Source organism: Anaerocolumna sp. (genome assembly GCF_032079385.1).
In the GTDB taxonomy this organism is placed as follows: domain Bacteria; phylum Bacillota; class Clostridia; order Lachnospirales; family Lachnospiraceae; genus Anaerocolumna.
The window spans coordinates 22,391-41,572 of the sequence record NZ_DAMAUC010000029.1 but is presented as its reverse complement, the minus strand read 5'-3'; the positions used below and the strand labels follow the sequence as shown (position 1 = coordinate 41,572).

Annotated in this window: 10 protein-coding genes; 1 reads left to right on the top strand and 9 read right to left on the bottom strand. The window is 36.6% G+C overall.

Features of this window, described 5'->3' with window-relative positions:
• The first annotated feature begins 88 nt into the window (after nt 1–88).
• Nucleotides 89–1,939 (top strand): substrate-binding domain-containing protein, encoded by a 1,851-nt coding sequence (locus tag RT261_RS17985; RefSeq protein WP_313134484.1) that lies wholly within the window; start codon nt 89–91, stop codon nt 1,937–1,939.
• Between the two features lie 163 nt (nt 1,940–2,102).
• Here the strand turns inward: RT261_RS17985 and RT261_RS17980 are convergent, their stop codons facing one another.
• The 9 genes from RT261_RS17980 to RT261_RS17940 all read right to left on the bottom strand — a co-directional run bounded on the left by RT261_RS17980 (nt 2,103) and on the right by RT261_RS17940 (nt 19,114).
• Nucleotides 2,103–3,545, bottom strand: coding sequence for a response regulator transcription factor (locus tag RT261_RS17980; RefSeq protein ID WP_313134483.1), 1,443 nt, complete (start codon nt 3,543–3,545; stop codon nt 2,103–2,105).
• A 44-nt stretch (nt 3,546–3,589) separates the two neighbouring features.
• Entirely contained in the window at nt 3,590–5,266 is a 1,677-nt protein-coding gene (locus RT261_RS17975; RefSeq protein WP_313134482.1) for a sensor histidine kinase, read from the bottom strand.
• Between the two features lie 437 nt (nt 5,267–5,703).
• Nucleotides 5,704–7,416 (bottom strand): extracellular solute-binding protein, encoded by a 1,713-nt coding sequence (locus RT261_RS17970; RefSeq protein WP_313134481.1) that lies wholly within the window; start codon nt 7,414–7,416, stop codon nt 5,704–5,706.
• A 27-nt stretch (nt 7,417–7,443) separates the two neighbouring features.
• A complete protein-coding gene (locus RT261_RS17965) occupies nt 7,444–8,340 on the bottom strand; it encodes a carbohydrate ABC transporter permease (RefSeq protein ID WP_313134480.1) in 897 nt (298 codons plus the stop codon).
• 13 nt (nt 8,341–8,353) lie between these two features.
• Complete coding sequence (locus tag RT261_RS17960; protein WP_313134479.1) at nt 8,354–9,316, bottom strand: ABC transporter permease; 963 nt, start codon at nt 9,314–9,316, stop codon at nt 8,354–8,356.
• 99 nt (nt 9,317–9,415) lie between these two features.
• Entirely contained in the window at nt 9,416–10,015 is a 600-nt protein-coding gene (locus tag RT261_RS17955) for a hypothetical protein (protein WP_313134478.1), read from the bottom strand.
• A gap of 108 nt (nt 10,016–10,123) precedes the next feature.
• Entirely contained in the window at nt 10,124–13,312 is a 3,189-nt protein-coding gene (locus RT261_RS17950) for a hypothetical protein (RefSeq protein ID WP_313134477.1), read from the bottom strand.
• A gap of 359 nt (nt 13,313–13,671) precedes the next feature.
• Complete coding sequence (locus RT261_RS17945; RefSeq protein ID WP_313134476.1) at nt 13,672–16,713, bottom strand: family 16 glycosylhydrolase; 3,042 nt, start codon at nt 16,711–16,713, stop codon at nt 13,672–13,674.
• A gap of 412 nt (nt 16,714–17,125) precedes the next feature.
• Entirely contained in the window at nt 17,126–19,114 is a 1,989-nt protein-coding gene (locus RT261_RS17940; RefSeq protein WP_313134475.1) for a methyl-accepting chemotaxis protein, read from the bottom strand.
• Nucleotides 19,115–19,182: the final 68 nt, after the last annotated feature.

The following is a 19,182-nucleotide window of genomic DNA, read 5'->3' as shown; positions in this document are numbered from 1 at the left end:
TATTATGCAATATAGGAAAAATATGCTATAATGTTTACATTATATAAGCTGCACGAAATATGCAATTATTGATTCAGGGGTGTTTATAATGCAAAACAAGAAAAAAATAGCTTTATTTATTTCTCATATATTTGGGGAATATCAAAGAAATCTATGTACTGGTATTATCACCAAAGCTATGGAGTATGGCTATCATGTAGATATCTTTACTTCTAATGACGGGGAGACCACAGAAGAACTTGGCCAAGGTGAAAGCAGCATACTAAAGATACCTAATTATTCCTCTTATCGGGGAGTAATTTTCGCTTCTGGTACATATATTGAATCTGGCTTGAAAAATCGAATTTTGCAAACGATAAAAGAAAACTGTTCCTGCCCCATTTTGAATATAAACCAAGAGCCGTCGGAATTCTATACTCTCTCCATCGATAATATTCAACCAATGAAAGAATTAGTTTCCCATCTAATAACTGCACATAAATACCAAAGGATTTCTTTCTTAGCCAACAAACACGATGAATTGGTTTCACTCCAAAGAATCCAATCCTATCAGGAAACTATGAATGACTATAATCTTTCCTGGTCAAACAATACAATTGCATGGTGTTATCCAAATCTTGACTCCGTCAGAGAAGCTGTTACAGCCCTTTTAAGTAATCCGGAGGGGCAGCCGGAAGTAATCGTCTGCTACAATGATAAGATTGCACTTATGGTATTCAAAGTTCTAACTGAAAAAGGGTTTAAGATACCCAATGACATTGCACTTACCGGTTACGATAATCTCGCGGCTGCCCGCCATAATATTCCACCTATTACCTCCGTGGAATTCCCTGTGAAGGAGCTTGGTGAACTTGCCATGGACACCCTGATTCGTATCCATGGGGGAGAGAAACCAGATCCGGTCATCACCATATCCGCTCACCCGGTTATTCTTTCTTCCTGCGGTTGTGTCAATCCATCTATTCAGCAAAATAGTCATTACAACTTAACCCTTATTGATACTATCGCCAGACGGGAACGGGAAATGATAACCGATATTAATCTCTCCTCTTCTTTATTAAACATTACTGATATAGATGAAGGAATGGACGTATTAGCTGCATTTACAGACACTATAGAAGACCTTGAGGGCTTTTATATATGTCTCTATCCTGATTGGGATTCGTTGTCCAATTCCATACTTAATATTACTGACAGTGATGATGAAACTGGATATTCCAATGATTTAAAACTACTAAAAATGGGTATTAAAAATGGGAAGCGGATTCCAGAGTGTAGTTTTAGTAATAACATACTCCTCCCCGCTTCCGTATACCATAGCAGCTCTATTGCTTTTCTATATATGCCGCTCTATTTTAAAGACAGAAACTTTGGTTATATCGCTCTTTCCTACAAAAATCATAATATTCAGCATACCTTCAGCATAATGCTATGGTTACGAAATATAAATAATATGCTTCAGACTATAATAAGCAATTATGAGCGTACCGCGCTAATTAACCGTCTGGAAACTCTTTATCTAAAAGATGAGCTTACACATTTATGGAATATGAAAGGCTTAAAGAAATATTGCGAATCCCTGATTATAGAAAGCAACGGTTCGGACAAACCTATCATGGTAATCACTCTCCATATAGATTGTCTGGAACAGATTCAAACACAATTTGGTTTAAAAGAAGCTGAACTTTGTATTTTGGTTTTAGCAAGGGCCATAGAGAGTAATCTGACCGCCACTCACTTTTGTTCACGCTCAGAAAAGAATACCTTTCATTTATTATTAAAGGATGCTACGGAAGAAGATGCAATTGTACTAACAAAAAAGATAATTAAATATTTACAGAATTATCAGATTATCCATAAGAAGGCCTATTCCATGTCCATTCGTTACTCCAGCCATTCTTATGTTTCGGATAAACTGTATACATTATTCGAAGAATAAATATAATATTTGATGAACTAAGGGCCTGGCAGCTGTTATTTTGTAGAATTTTTTAATGGAAGTCAAAATGGATATCCGCATCCGCGCAGGTCCCTTGCTCATTTAAGAATCGGGGGCTGTTACTTTATTTTGTAATAGCCCTCTTTGTGTTATCTATATTGTTTTAGTTTCCAAGCAGCGCATTTTTTCGGTACTCGGTAGGTGAAACTCCACAATGTCCTTTAAAAATCTTCATAAAATACTTATCATTATCATAACCCACCACTTTACTGACATCAGCAATTTTCATATCCGTTGTGGCTAATAATCGCTTTGCTTCATCCATCCGAATTTGCTTTAAGTAATTAACAAAATTACATCCTGTATACTGCTTGAAAACATAAGAGAACAGAGAATAATTCATGGAAATATGATTGGATACCACTGCCATGTTTAAATCTTTTTTATAATTGTCCTTAATATACATAAGGGCAGACTGAATCTTTTGTTTGTTGCGATAATCTTCAAATTGAATTAGCAGACATTTATTCAGATCTCTGATCCAACTCTTAATATGGGTTATATACTGGGATAAATTGTTATACTGTAATAAATCCTCTGCAACTTCTTCATTCCCTGACTCTTTAAGGACATTTCGATAGATTGTATATGCCTTTTGCTTAATAGAAGAAAATATTTCTATGAATGCGGCATCAGAAATCTTACTTATCTTAAACTGGTAACAAATATGATCCAGTAATTTAAGAGCCTCCTCACATTTATCCGTTCCTATCATCTGAATAAGTTGATCAATCTCTTGTTCCGGATAAATCACATCTTCCTTTTTAACTCTTTTGTCATAAATTATGAAATTACTATCTGATAGAAAAGCCTGTCTTCTGGCTATAACTGCTTCTTTATATGCTTCTTTCATCTGCTCAAGACCTATATGTACTTGACTGCATCCCACATAATACCCCCGCAGCTCTGATTTTACAATCCTATCTTTTTGCAGATTATCCACAATAAATATCCCTTGTCCATTCACATCATGCAGAAAAGTAACCCCATCCGTTTCTTCAAACTCATTACTATAATTCGTACAATATACAATATATTCTCCCTCAAAAAAGCTGGAGGAAAACTGATTTAAGATGAGTTCACACTCTTTTGTATCCATATCATCATTTAACATCAATTGCTTTAATTGTTGATATCCAATGTTAAGCATGGTATCTTTTTTATTCTGCCTTCTGACCAGTTCTTCTTCCAGTTTGGTAAGTATTCCTGATAACTGTGTTCTCTCTATTGGTTTCAAAAGATAATCCTTCACTCCATTGCGAAGGAGTTCAACAGCATAAGAAAAATCATCATATCCACTCACTACTATAATTAATGGTACATGATTACATGCTTGAATCTCTTTTACTAAAGTTATCCCATCCATCTTTGGCATTCTTATATCTGTGATTACTACATCAATCTCCTGACTGCGAATAATCTCCAATGCTTCCAATCCATTCTTACACTCCATTACCATCGAAATAGGCACTCCGGAGCGTAATGCCATAGCTTTTATTCCCTGCCTTATTAATTTTTCATCTTCAACAATTAATAAAGTATTCATAACAACCTCGATTCCGGCACTTTTGCACCATTGGATAACGACAACTAAACCCTTGGTTGGAAAGGTATTCTCATAGAAACCTTTGTATAACAACCATGTTTGGAGGAAACCATTAATCCGTATTCTTTCCCAAAATGAATTTGGATTCGATCCTGAACATTCTTCAGACCAATACCAGTACCAGTTCCTCCGCTTATTTCTATATCTTCTTCAATTTTCTCTCTTAAAGCCTTTACTTCCTCTTCCGTCATACCTTTTCCTTGATCCGTTATCTCAATAATAAAATCTTGTAACATAACAATACCTTTAATATAGATATTCGTATCCTCTGCGATATCTTCAATTCCATGGCAGATTGCATTCTCCACAATGGGCTGTAATGACATCTTAGGAATCTCCTGTTCCCATAATACTTCCGGTATATTAAGGGATAGATAGATTTCATAGTCAAACCTTAGATTCATTAGTGCTATGTATTTTTGTATATACTCAATCTCTTGTCTTACAGTTACATTCTTTGCAAGTCCCTGCATACTATAACGCAGCATAATTCCAAGGGAGGTTACCGCATCTGCAATATCATACTTTTCCTCAATCTCTGCCATCATCTTAACGGACTCCAGTACATTATAGATAAAATGTGCATTGATTTGATTCTGTAAAGCCCGGATTTCCGAGTTTTTAGCAAGGATTTCACGTTCCAGATTATCTTTCATAAGTAATTTAATCTTATCTAACATAATTTGAATTTGATTTGCCAATTCTCCTAATTCATCTGAGCCACAATTTGGCACCACAACATTCAGGTTTCCTCCCTGTACCTCTTTCAGTGTTTTAAACAACATATAAAAACGTTTTACCATTGTCTTAACAACAAAATGAATAACCAGAACTAACAACAGCATAATTCCAAGCAAAATCAATAAATACAACCAGCTTACCTTAGTTAACGTATTGCTTAATTTGTCTAAAGAAATTACTTCAATATAACTTCCATTCAATTCTGGAATTGGTTTCGAAGTTATAATCATATTTTCTCCATGAAGCCTTACTTTCTTACTAACTTCCTGATTAACCTCCGCTTCTGACATAATATCTTCCACCAAGTGGTTCCAACGGTTCTCTTCTCCCCTATGGTAATAACAGTCTCCACGCTGATCTACAAAACATTTCCACCTTGCCTCCTTATATTCAAACAACCCCGGGAAGACATTTTCCATTCTTACGGCAACTTCAATATATCCTAAGTTTCCATAGGTATAATCCGGAATCTTAGTAGTCAGTGACATAATATGATTGGTTGGATTGGTAGACAAACTAAACAGATCATCCGTATAATCAAAAAGCCAGGACTTCTGTAATTTCTCATCCTCAGTAATCTGAATATTTTTCATTCTATGTTTTTGAAATAAAATAGGCACCATTTCTAACATAGTGTCATTATCCACGTACACATGAATCTGGTACAGATACGGATTGCTATTTACCAGACGTTCCATACTGACAATATCTTCTCTGCTGAAACGTATCATATCTTCAACAGAAATCTTTTCACCTGAGTAAATCCGTTCCAAATAATTAGTTAAATTACTATTATTCAAAAATACTTGTGTTGACATATTACATAGTTCTACTGTTTTTTGAACATTGGCATAGATTTGATTCACAGAAGACTTTGCCAAAAAGATTTTATCATTTTTTTCTTTTTCTTTTAAATTCATTATAATAACCAGAAACAGAACTAGTATTGGTATAAACGCAAAACAAAAGACTGTTAAAGAAATCTTATGCGTTATTTTCAGCTTATTTGTCCAACAATATTTCCGTTTTCCCATCTACATCTCTCTTCCCGGTTACCCTATTCTTAGTTCTTAATTTTTTATATTTTAAGATATTTCTTATCTGTATTTTATAGTTACATACTATCATACTTCAACATAGAATCCAATTCTTTCTGTTATTTTATAACAAATATTGGATGCTGCATTCATAGACCAAATCAAACTGAAAATTAGGGCTGCTACAAAAGATAAACCATTTGCTACAGCCCTAAAATCCTGATATTCAGTCTAAACGGATATTCCACCTGCCTACAGGCAAGTTTTTACTTTTACATTAACTCTTTGAATCAATTCGGAGTCAGATATGTGACATCACATTAATTAACCCCTAATTTCTGTTTAGCTTCATTCATTAATTCTGTTTTCTTTTCAAGAAGTGTATCCAGTCCATAATCTTTTCTCTTTTGGATAAATGCGTCCCAGATCTTATCAAATTCTGATTCTGACTTTGCTAATAGCAGCTGTGGTAATACAACGCCCCATTCATTATCAATCTTAGATTGAATATCCATTTCTTCTGTATCTGCTGGTAATGAAATATCATATTGTGAAGTTGTCATAGTATACGGGTATGTCCATCGCTCCATTTGTCCAAGTGGTTCTGGAGTAGGCGGCGTCCATTTTAATGCCATAGCATTATCTTGGAACATCCAGAATGTTGAATCCGCACCATATTGTTTGTCATAAGCAGCACGATCTGTATTAGCCAATTCTTTTACGTCATCATGCATCTTTTCTACACCATTTGCATCATAATCCCAAGTTTCCCCTTCAACACCTAGCCAAGTCATATGCTGTCCATGCTCACTCATAAGGTATGAGAATAATTGAATGGCGCGATCCGGATTCTTACAGTTTTTAGAGATCATGTTCACACACCAGCCGTTGATACCGGTACCTGGTAATGTATAAGCATCACCTTTTGAATTCTTAGGTCCATCTATTGCAATATAGATACTGTTTGGATCCTGTGCGTATAATATCTTTTGTTGATTTTGTAAATCTGTTCTTTGATATAACATACAGAAATAACGTCCCTGAGCAATCTTTTCTTCCATCTGTGCTCTTTTATCAATGAAGATATCATCTGCTAAATATCCTTCTTCTCCAAGTTCACGGAATGTTTTTAACCAGCGAACTAATTCAGTATCTGCATAACGGTCATAATATTTTCCATCCTTTTCATATGGAATTGCTAAGAAGTTACTTAAGTATTGGTCAAAGGAAAAATTACCAATTGTTCCAAACTCATGCGCGCCTACTGGAATTAATGGCTGCCCGTTCACTTCCGGGAATTGTTCTGCTGCTGCCTTAACCGCTGCCTTGAAGCCTTCTGGAGTAGTCATATCCGGACTTCCAATTGCTTCATAGATATCTTTTTTTACCAGGAAAGTTTGATTGGAAGCGATATTATCATATTTTTCATAATCTTGTGGGGAGAAAGAAGAGTTTGGATATCCATAGATATGGCCATCCTCTTTCGTAAACCAGCCCACACGCCCCTGATCCGCTACTTCAAACCAATATGGGTCATATTCCTTTGCAAGTTCATCTAATGCATAAACCATTTCATCTTCAATTATCTGATTTACCTGACCTTCCCACCAACCAATTGTCAAGATATCAGGCAATGTATCCGATGCGATTAATGAATTTAATTTTTCAGCTTCATTACCAGCTGGTACGATAAATTCAATGTTGCATCCTGTTTCTTCTGTAATTTTCTTAGATACTAAATTTTCACCCCATGGAGTGGTAAACCATGAAAAATTAATATACCAGGTAAAATCTACTTTTTCATCAGCATTTTGCTGCCAACCTGGTGTAACCTCTCCGGTTTTAGCTGCATCGGCTGAATCTGCAGTATCTGTAGAATCTGTGGTATCAGTAGAAACTGTGGTATCCCCTACTGTAGACTCTGTTTCTTTCGTATCCTTGTTATTATCTTTTTTGCCACTACAGCCAACAACCGAAAACATCATTATAGCTGCAAGTAACAATGCAATACCTTTTTGGAATTGCTTTTTCATAGTGTTTCCTCCCTTTTACATTATAATTTATTCCTTAACTGCTCCTATCATCATACCTTTAACAAAATATTTCTGTAAGAATGGATAGACACAGCAGATAGGCAAAGTAGTAATAACCATAGCCGCTAATTTAATTGATGTAGATGTTGTATCTGAAGTCTGAATCTGTACTGATACACTTCCGGCCATCTGCGAAGATTGCACCTGGGCCACCAACCTATATAAAAATGTCTGAATTGGCTCTAAATCGGTACGATTGGTCATATACATCAGACCTCCAAAGTAATCGTTCCATTGACCTACTCCTGCAAACAATGCGATAGTTGCAAATACAGGTTTCGATAATGGCATAATAATTTTCCGAAAGATTGTTAAATCATTTGCGCCATCTATTTTAGCTGACTCCTCCAAAGCTTCCGGAATCTCTTTAAAGAAGTTAATAAAGATTAACAAATTAAAGAAGTTAAATGCTGCTGGAATTATGTAAACTAAGAAATTATTTAACAAATTTAATTTTTTGAACAAAAGGAACGTTGGTATCAACCCACCAGAGAAAAACATAGTTATTGTTCCTATTGCCATATAATACTTTCTGCCAATTAACCTGGATTTTGATAACGGATATGCTACCATAGCCGTGAATAATACATTGAGAGTTGTACCGATCAGTGTCTTTGCTATTGTTACTGTAAATGCCTGTACAACGCTGCCATTTGAAAAAACACTTTTATAATTTTTAATAGAAAATTGTCTGGGCCACCAATAGATTCCACCCTGAAGTGCATCTGTTGCATCATTAAATGAGTTTACTATTACATACCAAATTGGATATAAACAAATAAAACAGATTAATATCATAAATATAATATTAAGAGTATTAAAGATCTTAGTTCCACGAGAATGCTTCATTTTACTTTTTGTCATTATTGAATCCCTCCTAGTATAATGATCTGCCCAAGAACTTTTTACTTGTTTTGTTCGTAATGACAAGTAATATCAAAGCAATTACCGATTTAAAAAGTCCCACTGCCGTTGCATAGGAATACTTACCCATGGTCATACCAACCTGATATACATAGGTATCAATAACCTGGCTTCGTGATACGTTAATCTGATTCTTAAGAATCAATATCTGATCAAAGTTTGAATTTAATAAACCGGATACTTGTAAGATAAGCATTAAAGCAATGGTTCCGGTAATAGATGGTAAGGTGATTTTTAAAATCTTCTGTATCTTTGTTGCACCATCCACCGTTGCCGCTTCGTACATCTGCTGATCCACTCCCGCAATTGCTGCCAGATAAATAATTGCCGACCATCCCAGTTCCTTCCACACATCCGAGATTACGGATAATCCCCAGAAGTATTTTGGATCACCAAGGAAAGAAACTGGTTCCTTTATTATATGTAGGGCAACTAAAAAATCATTAATCACCCCTGTTTTCGATAGCCAGGTTACCATAATTCCACCAAGTACAACCCAGGATAGGAAGTGAGGCAGATAAGAGATTGTTTGTACAATCTTCTTAAATCTTAAATTTCGTAATTCATTTAATAATAATGCAAAAATAATTGGTAGTGGAAATCCAATAATCAGTTTTAGCAGACTGATACCTAAGGTATTCTGCAGGATATTGACAAAATTATCATCCATAAAAAATTCTTTAAAATATTGTAATCCAACCCATGGAGCTTCTGCGATTGTTTTTGTAATTTTAAACTTTTTAAAAGCAATTACAATTCCCCCCATTGGAATGTAATTGAAGATTATCATCCAAATCACACCTAACAATGCCATTGCATGAAGGTATTTTTGATTTGCTAATTGCTTGAAAAAACTTCTTTTGCTTCTGTATTTTGGTTTCTTCTGTTTTTTCGTTATCACAGCCATATCTGCCATGTCCATCCCTCCGTTGTTTTTATATCTTAATTATAACGGGTATCTGTTTTGTAGTTAATGATCCTAATTTTAAATAGGTGTCATTTTTTTAGTATTACTTTAAAACATAACCGAATTCCAAACTTTTTTCTGTATTGTAACCTGGTGCCCTTCTTTCATTTGTTCATATAACTCTTTCTCATTTAAATCCGTATCCTCGAAAATAGTTTGATAATATCTTGCTGCCAGCGCAATTTTCTCCTGTATATGAACTAATTTTTCTTCTGTCAGACCAGTATTTTTCTGATCATCTTCCGGTATTGTCACTAGAATATTCTCCGTTTTTTTCTGGCTGTCAGTAATTTCCTCCTCCGTCAATTCATACCCTTTCTTAAGGGCCTGCTGATATAGAAGTTCATAACGAATGGCATTATCCATTGCCTCCTGCTTCATTACTTCTCCAATGGTTCTTCCATCTCCATACTCTCTCTTCATATAGTCTGGGTCGTTCATAAATGCTGCATATAACTGACCTTGCATTCTGGATAGTGTTAAATGATACAACACTTCATCCAGATAAATTTGTTTATTATCAATTGTTAAAACCACTGTTTTTGCAGGATCATAATTTTTCTCATTTCTTGTAAAGAAGGCTATCCCCAATCCAAGAATCAATATACTAGTAACGATGCATATACTGATGATCTTTCTTTTTTTCATTTTTATAACCATTCTCCTTTCAAAGTCTGGAGACTTTGTGCGTAGCACTAATCTCCGGTTGAAAGAATAAAATTCTTTCAACCTTCCCTTTCATTTTTCTCTACAATCCTACTCTTGATCAATACAGCTTATATCTCCAATTAAGTACTGGATCTCCAAAGCTTCACCATCTCGGATTCGAAGGGCTGAGGCTCCAGTAATAACGCCACCTGTATAGGAGGTTCTTGTTCCATCTTCCCAGACAACGTCTGCTGTATGAACAACATATCTTCCCGGAATTACATCCATCCTGCTGCTAAACCTATAGCAAACTTTGGTCTTGCCAAATAATACGGCTTCCACTTTACCATCTTCTGATAACAGATAGCTTGGAATAGCTGGCTGTAATTCCATTACAAGTTCATCATCTTTTATTGCAAATGGTGTTTCTCCAAACATCATAATCTGCCACATATTAAGAAATTCAGCTGTTGAACCGCTTAGCCTTGCTACAAAACCTTTTCCATGAATTCCTTCATTGGGATTCGCGCTGCTAGCCAGGAATGAAGAATTCTCCAAAACACTTCTGCCATATGTCTCATACTTTAGAAATGGTACACATGCATTATGAAAATCTTCAAAGAATTCTGAATATAAGCCGGCTTTAAGAAGTTCTAAGAGATACTTGTATTCCATATGTAACCATATGGATTCATTCTCTAACCAGCCTGGTGTGAATGCTTTACAACGTCCAAGCTCGTAGGATGCCTCCTGTAATGAGGTATTTACCTTATACATGGATAATTTTTGATCATATAGATTACTTGCCTTTACCTTATGATACAAAGACTTCTTCTTGTCTTCTTTATCTACAATCTTCAAATAACGAACTGGACCCTCTAAGAAGTAAGGCATTCTCACGACCTTAAATTTCTTTGGAACAATTTCTCCCTCTTCTTCCCTATATTTTGTTACATCATAACTAAAATATGTTGGGCATAAGCCCTCCCCATAAGCAATTGCTTTTTTAATTCCTCTCTCTACCATTTGTAACCAGTTTTCCAGCAATTTCACCAAATATCCATTGGAGAGAGCTCTTTTCTCTCCCGATACACCGAAAGCCGTCTTTTCTCTATATAGTTCTTTACAATCATTACTTGCATTCCAAAAATCTAACTGTAGTTTGTTATCTTCATCCATATGCGTATCAACTTCTTTATTTAATTGATCAGTAATGGATTCTAAGGCTTCCATTAATTCGGCTAATTCGCTGAAAACAATCACTGCTTGACGATAAGTACCCAGTTTCTCAAGAGCAAATTTTAACATTCTGGCAAGCTCATATGTCTCAGCCATGGAAGAACCAAAGATTCCAGGAAGTCCATTTAGCGCATCATACCAGCCTGGCTTTCCTCCTTCCATCTCTATTCCCATTCCATAGGGATCAAGTGCTGCGTATTTTAAAGTAGTAAGCAGTAAAATCTTTTCCATTAAGGTTCCTGTTGCTACTTCTCCATTTCCATAGGAGCTTCTTAATTTTTTATTTTTGCAATCTTTCTTTCTCGTCTTATCAAGGAAATTATATTGTCGGATTCCTCGATCCGTTTTCACATAACGCTTCTTTCTTGGTAAAAGTGTTACCCTTGTTTCAAAATACGTATAGCTGGAATCTTCAAATAAAAGTGCCTTCTCATTCTCCGGATATACATGAAGATATTCTTCCACTAAATCTAAATTATATGTCCAATGATCACTCCAGTATCCCTCTCCAAAGGAACCAAATGTCTCTCCATCCGCCTCTTGGAGTACCATCTCAATAAACTCCTGTTCACGTTCCTTATCATCCCACTGACATTCCTCTACTGTCATAAAAAGCTTGCCTGGAGTAAACTTACTTTCAAGAAGTTTTAATATCTTTAACTTACTTGCCTCCGGTACGATTCTGAGAACTTTCTCAACCTGGGTTAGTTCTAATGTATAACTTACCTGCTCTACAGATAAAGGATTGTAACCATCAATTTGTATCAAATTATAGAAGGTTTTTATGTTGGTATCTTTTACATAAGGGTGGAAGCGGACATCTTCCCTCCGGTTCTGGTTTACATCACGGAAATTTCCATTTCCCTGAGAATAATATTCAGGTAACATGCGGAAATAATTATAATCCCTTTCAATATCACCATGCTTTCTTGAATATAAATAAAAGATTTTGTTTTCCGCTAATTGAATTGGATATCCCCCACGAAGCACATTATCAAGATAGGTCTGTTTGCAGTATTCATCGAACAATTCATTTCCCGTCTTTGTTTCAATGGCACAACATATCTCTTCTATTAATGCATTGCCTTCTTGCTGTTTTTCAAGATAATAATCCGACTCCAACCACTTTTCATTGTAAATACTAAGAATTGTTTTACTCTCTACCTGTCCGAATAGTTCATAAAGGCAGATTTCTTCCCCTGATTTTATTGTTCTTTTATCTGCAAAGAAACAACAAGGTAAGTTATTCTGTGTTACTTGTTTTTTCTTAACTAACTCCGCCAACGATTCATTCTTTAGGCCTACCGCTGCATCAAGCCCTGTATCATAATCAAATACAACCAAAGGATCAACAATTGCTGCTAGTTCTTCTCCAAATTCGTTGATGGCATGGGCAAAGTTTCCTCCTTCTATTCCTTGTACACTGGCTGTATCCTCCATACTAACACGAACTCTGAAATACGGTGTCTTCGTCTCCACATCCTCCACCTGCATCCAGGCCTTCGTTGTCTGACCCATCTCTTTCAAAGACCCCATATTGACTCCATAAGGAATTAATGCCGGCATACCGTCTAAGACTTCAATAGTACATTCCTTATCCGACTTATTCTTTATGCTTACTTTTCGTACCAGGGCACCTACTTTTTCCCCTGGCAAAGTGTAATATGTTACGCAAGTCTCTATTTGATATAATTCATCATAATGTGTAATCTTTAGATCATTCCTGCCAATTGCCATACTTGTGTTACTGGAATCTGTTTTAAATGGTTCAAAATAACTACCATCTTTCTTAACAAAGGTACGGAAGCCTTGTATCTTAATATTCTGGTAGGCCTGATGTGCTGGAAAGAATTCCATAATCGCCCGATCCTTACAATCCACACCAAAACTGGTAACTGCCTGCCCACGATTTACATAATAACACCAGATTGGAATTCCCTTCTTACCACTAATGCCCGGCAGAAAGCTGGAAAAGGTTGTTTGTCTACCATAATTATCTATTCTATATCTTTTTTCCATGTCTAATTTATTCTGACCTAAATCATTGTGTTCGATCATCTTCTGTCTCCTTTTACATTAACCTTACTCATATAATTCATTATAAAGACAACAGAGTTGGAATAAAGGTAGGTAATTTTTTATTAGGTCTACATTTTTTATTTTTAATTGGATTGCCATAGGACTAGTCGTTAAAAAAGGATGGGCAAAGAGTTTGCAGTACAAACTCTCTCGTCAAGAATGATAAAGAAAAAAAGTACTTGATCTAGTTATTTCATATACCCCCTTGTGCCATACACAAGGAGGCATATATTCGATCAAATACTCTTATTTTAATATACGAATAATATTATGAAAAAGTTTATGCCAATAAAGCTTATTCTATCAAGTGCTATGATTCTATCATTTTTATGGTCTTATCAATTTTTATGTCCCATCACCTTAACATCCCACAGTGAATACCCGTATGGTAAAGCTCTCTCAATCCCCTGGAATTTAATGTACTTGGCATTTCTCTCTGCGATATCTATTGTTTCAATACCCCCACTTCCATTGGTTTGCTTGTATACTCTGGTATAATTGGTACCATCCATGGATACAAGGATATCGTACTGTTTACCATAAGCAGCCTCCCAATTAAGTACTAACTGGTTAATTCCATAGGTTGCACCTAAGTCAATGATAAACCAAGCATCATCAGAGAAATTAGAGGACCATCTGGTAGTTGTACTGTTGTCCGTTAAGTTGCTTTCACTAAATTCGGCCCCTTCCGTTCCCGAAGCGGTTACGAATTTGCCAAGTGCCACATTGGTATTGGTTACAGGTGGGTTCGTATTGCCGCCCTCTGGTGTTCCCTGGGTCACTCCATGAATATACGTGAAAGTCTGTGTATCCAGAGCACCATTTCCGGGGTTGTAGGTAAAGAAATATTCCACAACATCCCCTTGCTTTACCGGATCAACAGGATAGGTAAAGTTGCCGCTTCCACTATTTTTCATGGCTACATTAATCAAACCACCGTTATTAATCTTGTAATGTAAATCTGCAAAGGTTGCACCGTTAACGTAGAATTCTAACTTGTCATGGATTCTTTTCAGGCCCTTTACCTCATCACCAACCACGTATACCGTGGATGTTGTTTTCACCATAACCTGGCAGCTGGCTGTTTTATTTCCATCAGCCGTCTTTACTGTAATTGTGGTTGCACCTATCCCTACAGCAGTAACTTTGCCTGTCTGGTCAACGGTTGCAATACTAGAATCTGCACTGGACCAGATTACCTGCTTGTTATTGGCATTACTTGGTGTAACTGTGTGGTTTAACTGAACCGTCTCACCGATGGCTGAAAGGGAAGCGGTCTGCTTGTCAAGGGTAACTCCTGTTACTGGTACAACGTTTGGTTCAGGCCAGTCAGCATTCTTATATACACGTACGTAATCCACCTGCATACTTGCTGGAAGATCCCCTGGTTTTGGTGCAATCCCGCCATCAAACCAGCCTCCCACCGCAAGATTCATAATGATATAGAATTCCTGGTCAAAAGGTGCATTATTATTGGAAGGCGCACTATTGGAATACCATTGGTCATTGGTTGCTTTAAAGAAGCATACACCATCAACATACCATTTAATGTTATCCTCCTCCCATACAACACTGTAAACATGGTAATCGGAGTCTATTGTCTGCCCCCCAGGTAAGGAGTAGTCGCCGCCAATATAAGTGTTAGCCGGCCACTGACCACCAAAGTGGATTGCACCGCTCACTGCTCCTGTTAAACGTCCTCTGGCTTCCATAACATCTAACTCACCGGAAGCTGCCCAGGTTCCATAGGTATCATCATTAGGCAGCAGCCAAAGGGCTGGCCACATGCCGTCTCCTTTTGGAAGCTTTGCACGGAAGTCGATTCTTCCATACTTGAAGGTAAAGTTATCCTTTGTTGTAATTTTACCAGAAGAGTAAGGTGCTACACGGCTTGGATCCTGTGGAAATGTCTTAGGATCCTCCAGGGCTGTAATCGTTAATTTACCATTACTTACGGAAACATTTCGTCCACTATCCGTATAATGCTCAAGCTCATTATTGCCCCAGCCCCAAGTGCCTGGGTCATCGTTGAGGTAGTACCCGGTGTTATAATTCCAGACACTGGTATCTAATAAAGTACCATTAAACTCATCACCCCATATCATTTTCATACCAACAATATCTGGATTTTCAGGTGTTGATAGTGGGATATTTCCCATATCTGATACATCTGGTCTTGGTGCCTCCGGGTTTCCGATAAAGATGTAGTATACATAGTTTCCACCGATGCTTCCACCCTTCTGTCCATTCAATGGATATCCGATTCTCAATTCCATATCCACTTGAATCGGTTGGAACCACAGTCCATATATGTAATCTACCCAGTAGCCCCATTGATTCTTATCCGATAGATTATTATATCCATTTCCGGAGTAACTGAAGCTGCTTTTACTGTAATCACTTAGTTCAACCCAACTGCCATTTACTTTTATCTCATAGACAAATTTATCAAGTTCTGAACTGATTGGAGCTCCACCATCGATCTTAGGTAAAGGGATCCCAATCCCCCCAGACTCATTCGCGGTATAAGTGGTTCCATCATATGGGATGATCAGATAATTATTTCTAACAGGTTCATTATAAGTAATGGTATAGATTAAGGATGCATGGGAAGTCTTGGATTCCAGTTTTACATTTATAGATTCCGTTACTGTGAACCAGTAACCACCTCCCCCATCCGTAAACTGACCAAAGTTCTTATCATAGATCCAGCCACTGGCTGCGTTGTTATCAATATCGATCCATTCACTGGCTATGATTGGTTTTACATAGACCTTTAAATCATCAGCTACAGCAGCATAAGTGATGGCGGCATCACCATTGAAGATAGGATATGTAAACCCTGTTCCTCCTGTAACACCTGCAGTGATATTAGGCCCCTGAGTAGCAGTCATAGAAGTTATAGTAGTCTTAGGTAAATCAGTAAATACTAAAGTATAATCCAAGGTAACTCCTGTGGATTTGGAAGCCAATTGAAGGTAGGTAGTCTTTGAAACCACGAACCAATACCCATTAAAACCTCCATCGCTCCAATTCCCCCAATTTACATTGTAAGCGAAATCCGTATTATCAATATTTACCCAGCTTCCATTCACCTTTACATTAACGGTTAAATCACTTGCTACATCTGCCCAAGTGGCTGCACCCCCGTTAAATATAGGCATAACAAATCCATAGCTTGCCTGCCCAACACCTGATTTCGATATGACAGGACCATCCGTTGCTGAAAAATAGGACATAGAGGTAATCCCTGTAGCTGCCTGCACCTGCTGACTCTTACTAAGCGGGGTGACCATACTGCAAATGGCTAATATGGTTACCAACATAAGACCACGTACTCTTTTGTATAAGGTTTTTTCCTTCTTTTTAAATCGCTTCATTGTAAACCTCCTTTAAATAGTTTTTGCTTGATGTCAGTAGAAATAGGCTTTATACATGTTAATAAGCTTTTTTCTTGCCCGTGGTGATACTTTTATCTTATTAGAAAATTTATACATTTTAAAGAAATCTTTTTTCATTTAGGTATATATATTTTAGAATTGATGTGATTTTTCATTCATATTTGTATAAAGATAAGATAAACATTTTGACTGAAATCCGAAAGTTTAAGCCCGATTGAAATGGAGATATTCATTAAATCCATTTCAATCGGGCTTTTTAAAGAATTTTACAAGACTTTATTTTATATAGAAGTTTTAGATTGAAAACTCAGGTTATTTCTCTCCAGAGTCGTTATACCTTTTATAACTTCTTTTTGCCACTGAAGCGTTAAAAATCAATGGGTAACCTATGCTAACAATGGAATCTCTTAATAATCCTCTGTAAGCTTTGAGCTAGAATTGCCAACTCCTCACTGGCATTTGCAATGTCATTCATGGATTCCGTCTGCACTTCCATAGAGGAAGAAGTTTCTTCTGATGAAGCAGAATTCTCTTCTGCAATGGCAGAAAGATTTTGTAAAGAATCCAAAATCTGATTCTTCATCTTATCCATTTCTTCTCCGGAAATCCTTAATTGCTCAGCTGTACGGATTACCACTTTCATAGCAGTATCCGTCAGAACGAACTCCTCTTTACTGTTTTTAACACTGATGTTTTGTTCTTCCACAATGGAAGCTACTCTTTCCACTGAATTTACAGCATTCATAGAATTGTTGTGCAATTCTAAAACAATATCTTCAATTACTTTTGCTGAATTCGCAGACTGTTCTGCTAATTTTCTAATTTCCTCTGCTACCACTGCAAAACCTTTGCCTGCTTCTCCTGCTCTTGCAGCCTCTATAGCGGCATTTAATGCCAGCAAATTTGTTTCTTCTGCAATGGAATCAATAACATTGCTGGCTTCACCAATTCTAAGAGAACTTTCATTGGTTAATTGTATCACCTTGTATATTTCTTTTGTTTCATTACTGCATTCTTCTGTTATCTGCAGCAATTTATCAATTTCACTAATTCCTTGATTTACTGCAATTGAAACCTTTCCCGCTTCTTCATTTAATGCAATGGCTTTCTCATAATTACTGCTGATTACATCTCCTAACAAAATTGCTTTGGCAGAACCATCTTCCGTATTCTGCGCCTGCCAGGAGGCTCCATTGGCGATTTCTTCCACCGTTTTTGTTACTTCATCTATCGCTGCAACTGCATTTTGTGATGTTGCTGTTAACTCTTCCGATGAAGCTGACACTTGTTCAGATACATTACTAACTTCCAATATTATTTTTCTGAAATTATTTGTTATACTTTCTACCGCATTTGCAAATGTTCCTATTTCATCTTTCTTCTTAAGATATTTTTTAGGAACATCTATCGTTATATCTAATTGAGAGATTACTTTTAAATGCTCTACTACTTTCACAATAGGTGTGACAAAAGATTTACCGATTAAATAAGTAAATAGGATACTTACTATTAAAGTAATAATAATGATAATTCCATTGGTACGTACCAAACCGGGAATGCTTTTTAAAACTTCATTCTGATTGGCAGTAAGCACCATAATCCAATCTGTATTTGGTACAGAAGCATATCCAAAATACACTTTTTCACCATCTAAAGTATATTCACTGGTGCCTGTCTTCTCCCGGATAATCTGTTCCATAGCAAGTGCTTCTAATTGTTTACTTTCATCTTCCTTTGCTAAATGAATAGCATTATATTGACTAAGAACCTTATTCCGGTCGGGATGGGCAATGATGGTTCCCTCGGTATTTAGCAGATAGGAGCTTCCCATTTCACCATATCCGATATCATCGGTAATATCGCTTAAAGTATTGCCGTCTCTTCTGCCTAACAAAGCACCTACCACATTCCCCTCATATTCAATGGGGGTAGCAAATATTAAAATTACTGTATTGGATTTAAAGTCAACAGAAAAGCTTAACACTTTTTCTTCCCCTTCTAATACTTTTCTTAGAGGGTCTGACTCTTGTATTTGGGTTGTAGTTCCACTTGAATATTTAACTTTCCCATCGGGCTCCATAACTCCTAAGTCATGAAACTCCGTTGCTTTTAATTGATCACTTAAGATAGTCTTTTGTTTCTTCCAGTCCATATCCTGTATATCATTAAGAGAAGCTAAGGTTTCTAATACCTGTGTTTCTTTTTCCATTCTGCTATAGGTAGTATTGGCAGCTTCCTTTGCTAAAGCAACCAGGGATTCTTTTGACTCTCCTGTTACCGTATTGACAGCCACAAGTATGCTTATAATTCCGATGGCAGAGGAAGATATTAATATTAGAACGGAAAACCAAATTATTAATTTTGTTTTAATTGATTTCATTTGCATAATCACCTTCACAGTATATGTAATACATAATAACCTCGATTCCGGCGCTATTGCGTCTTATC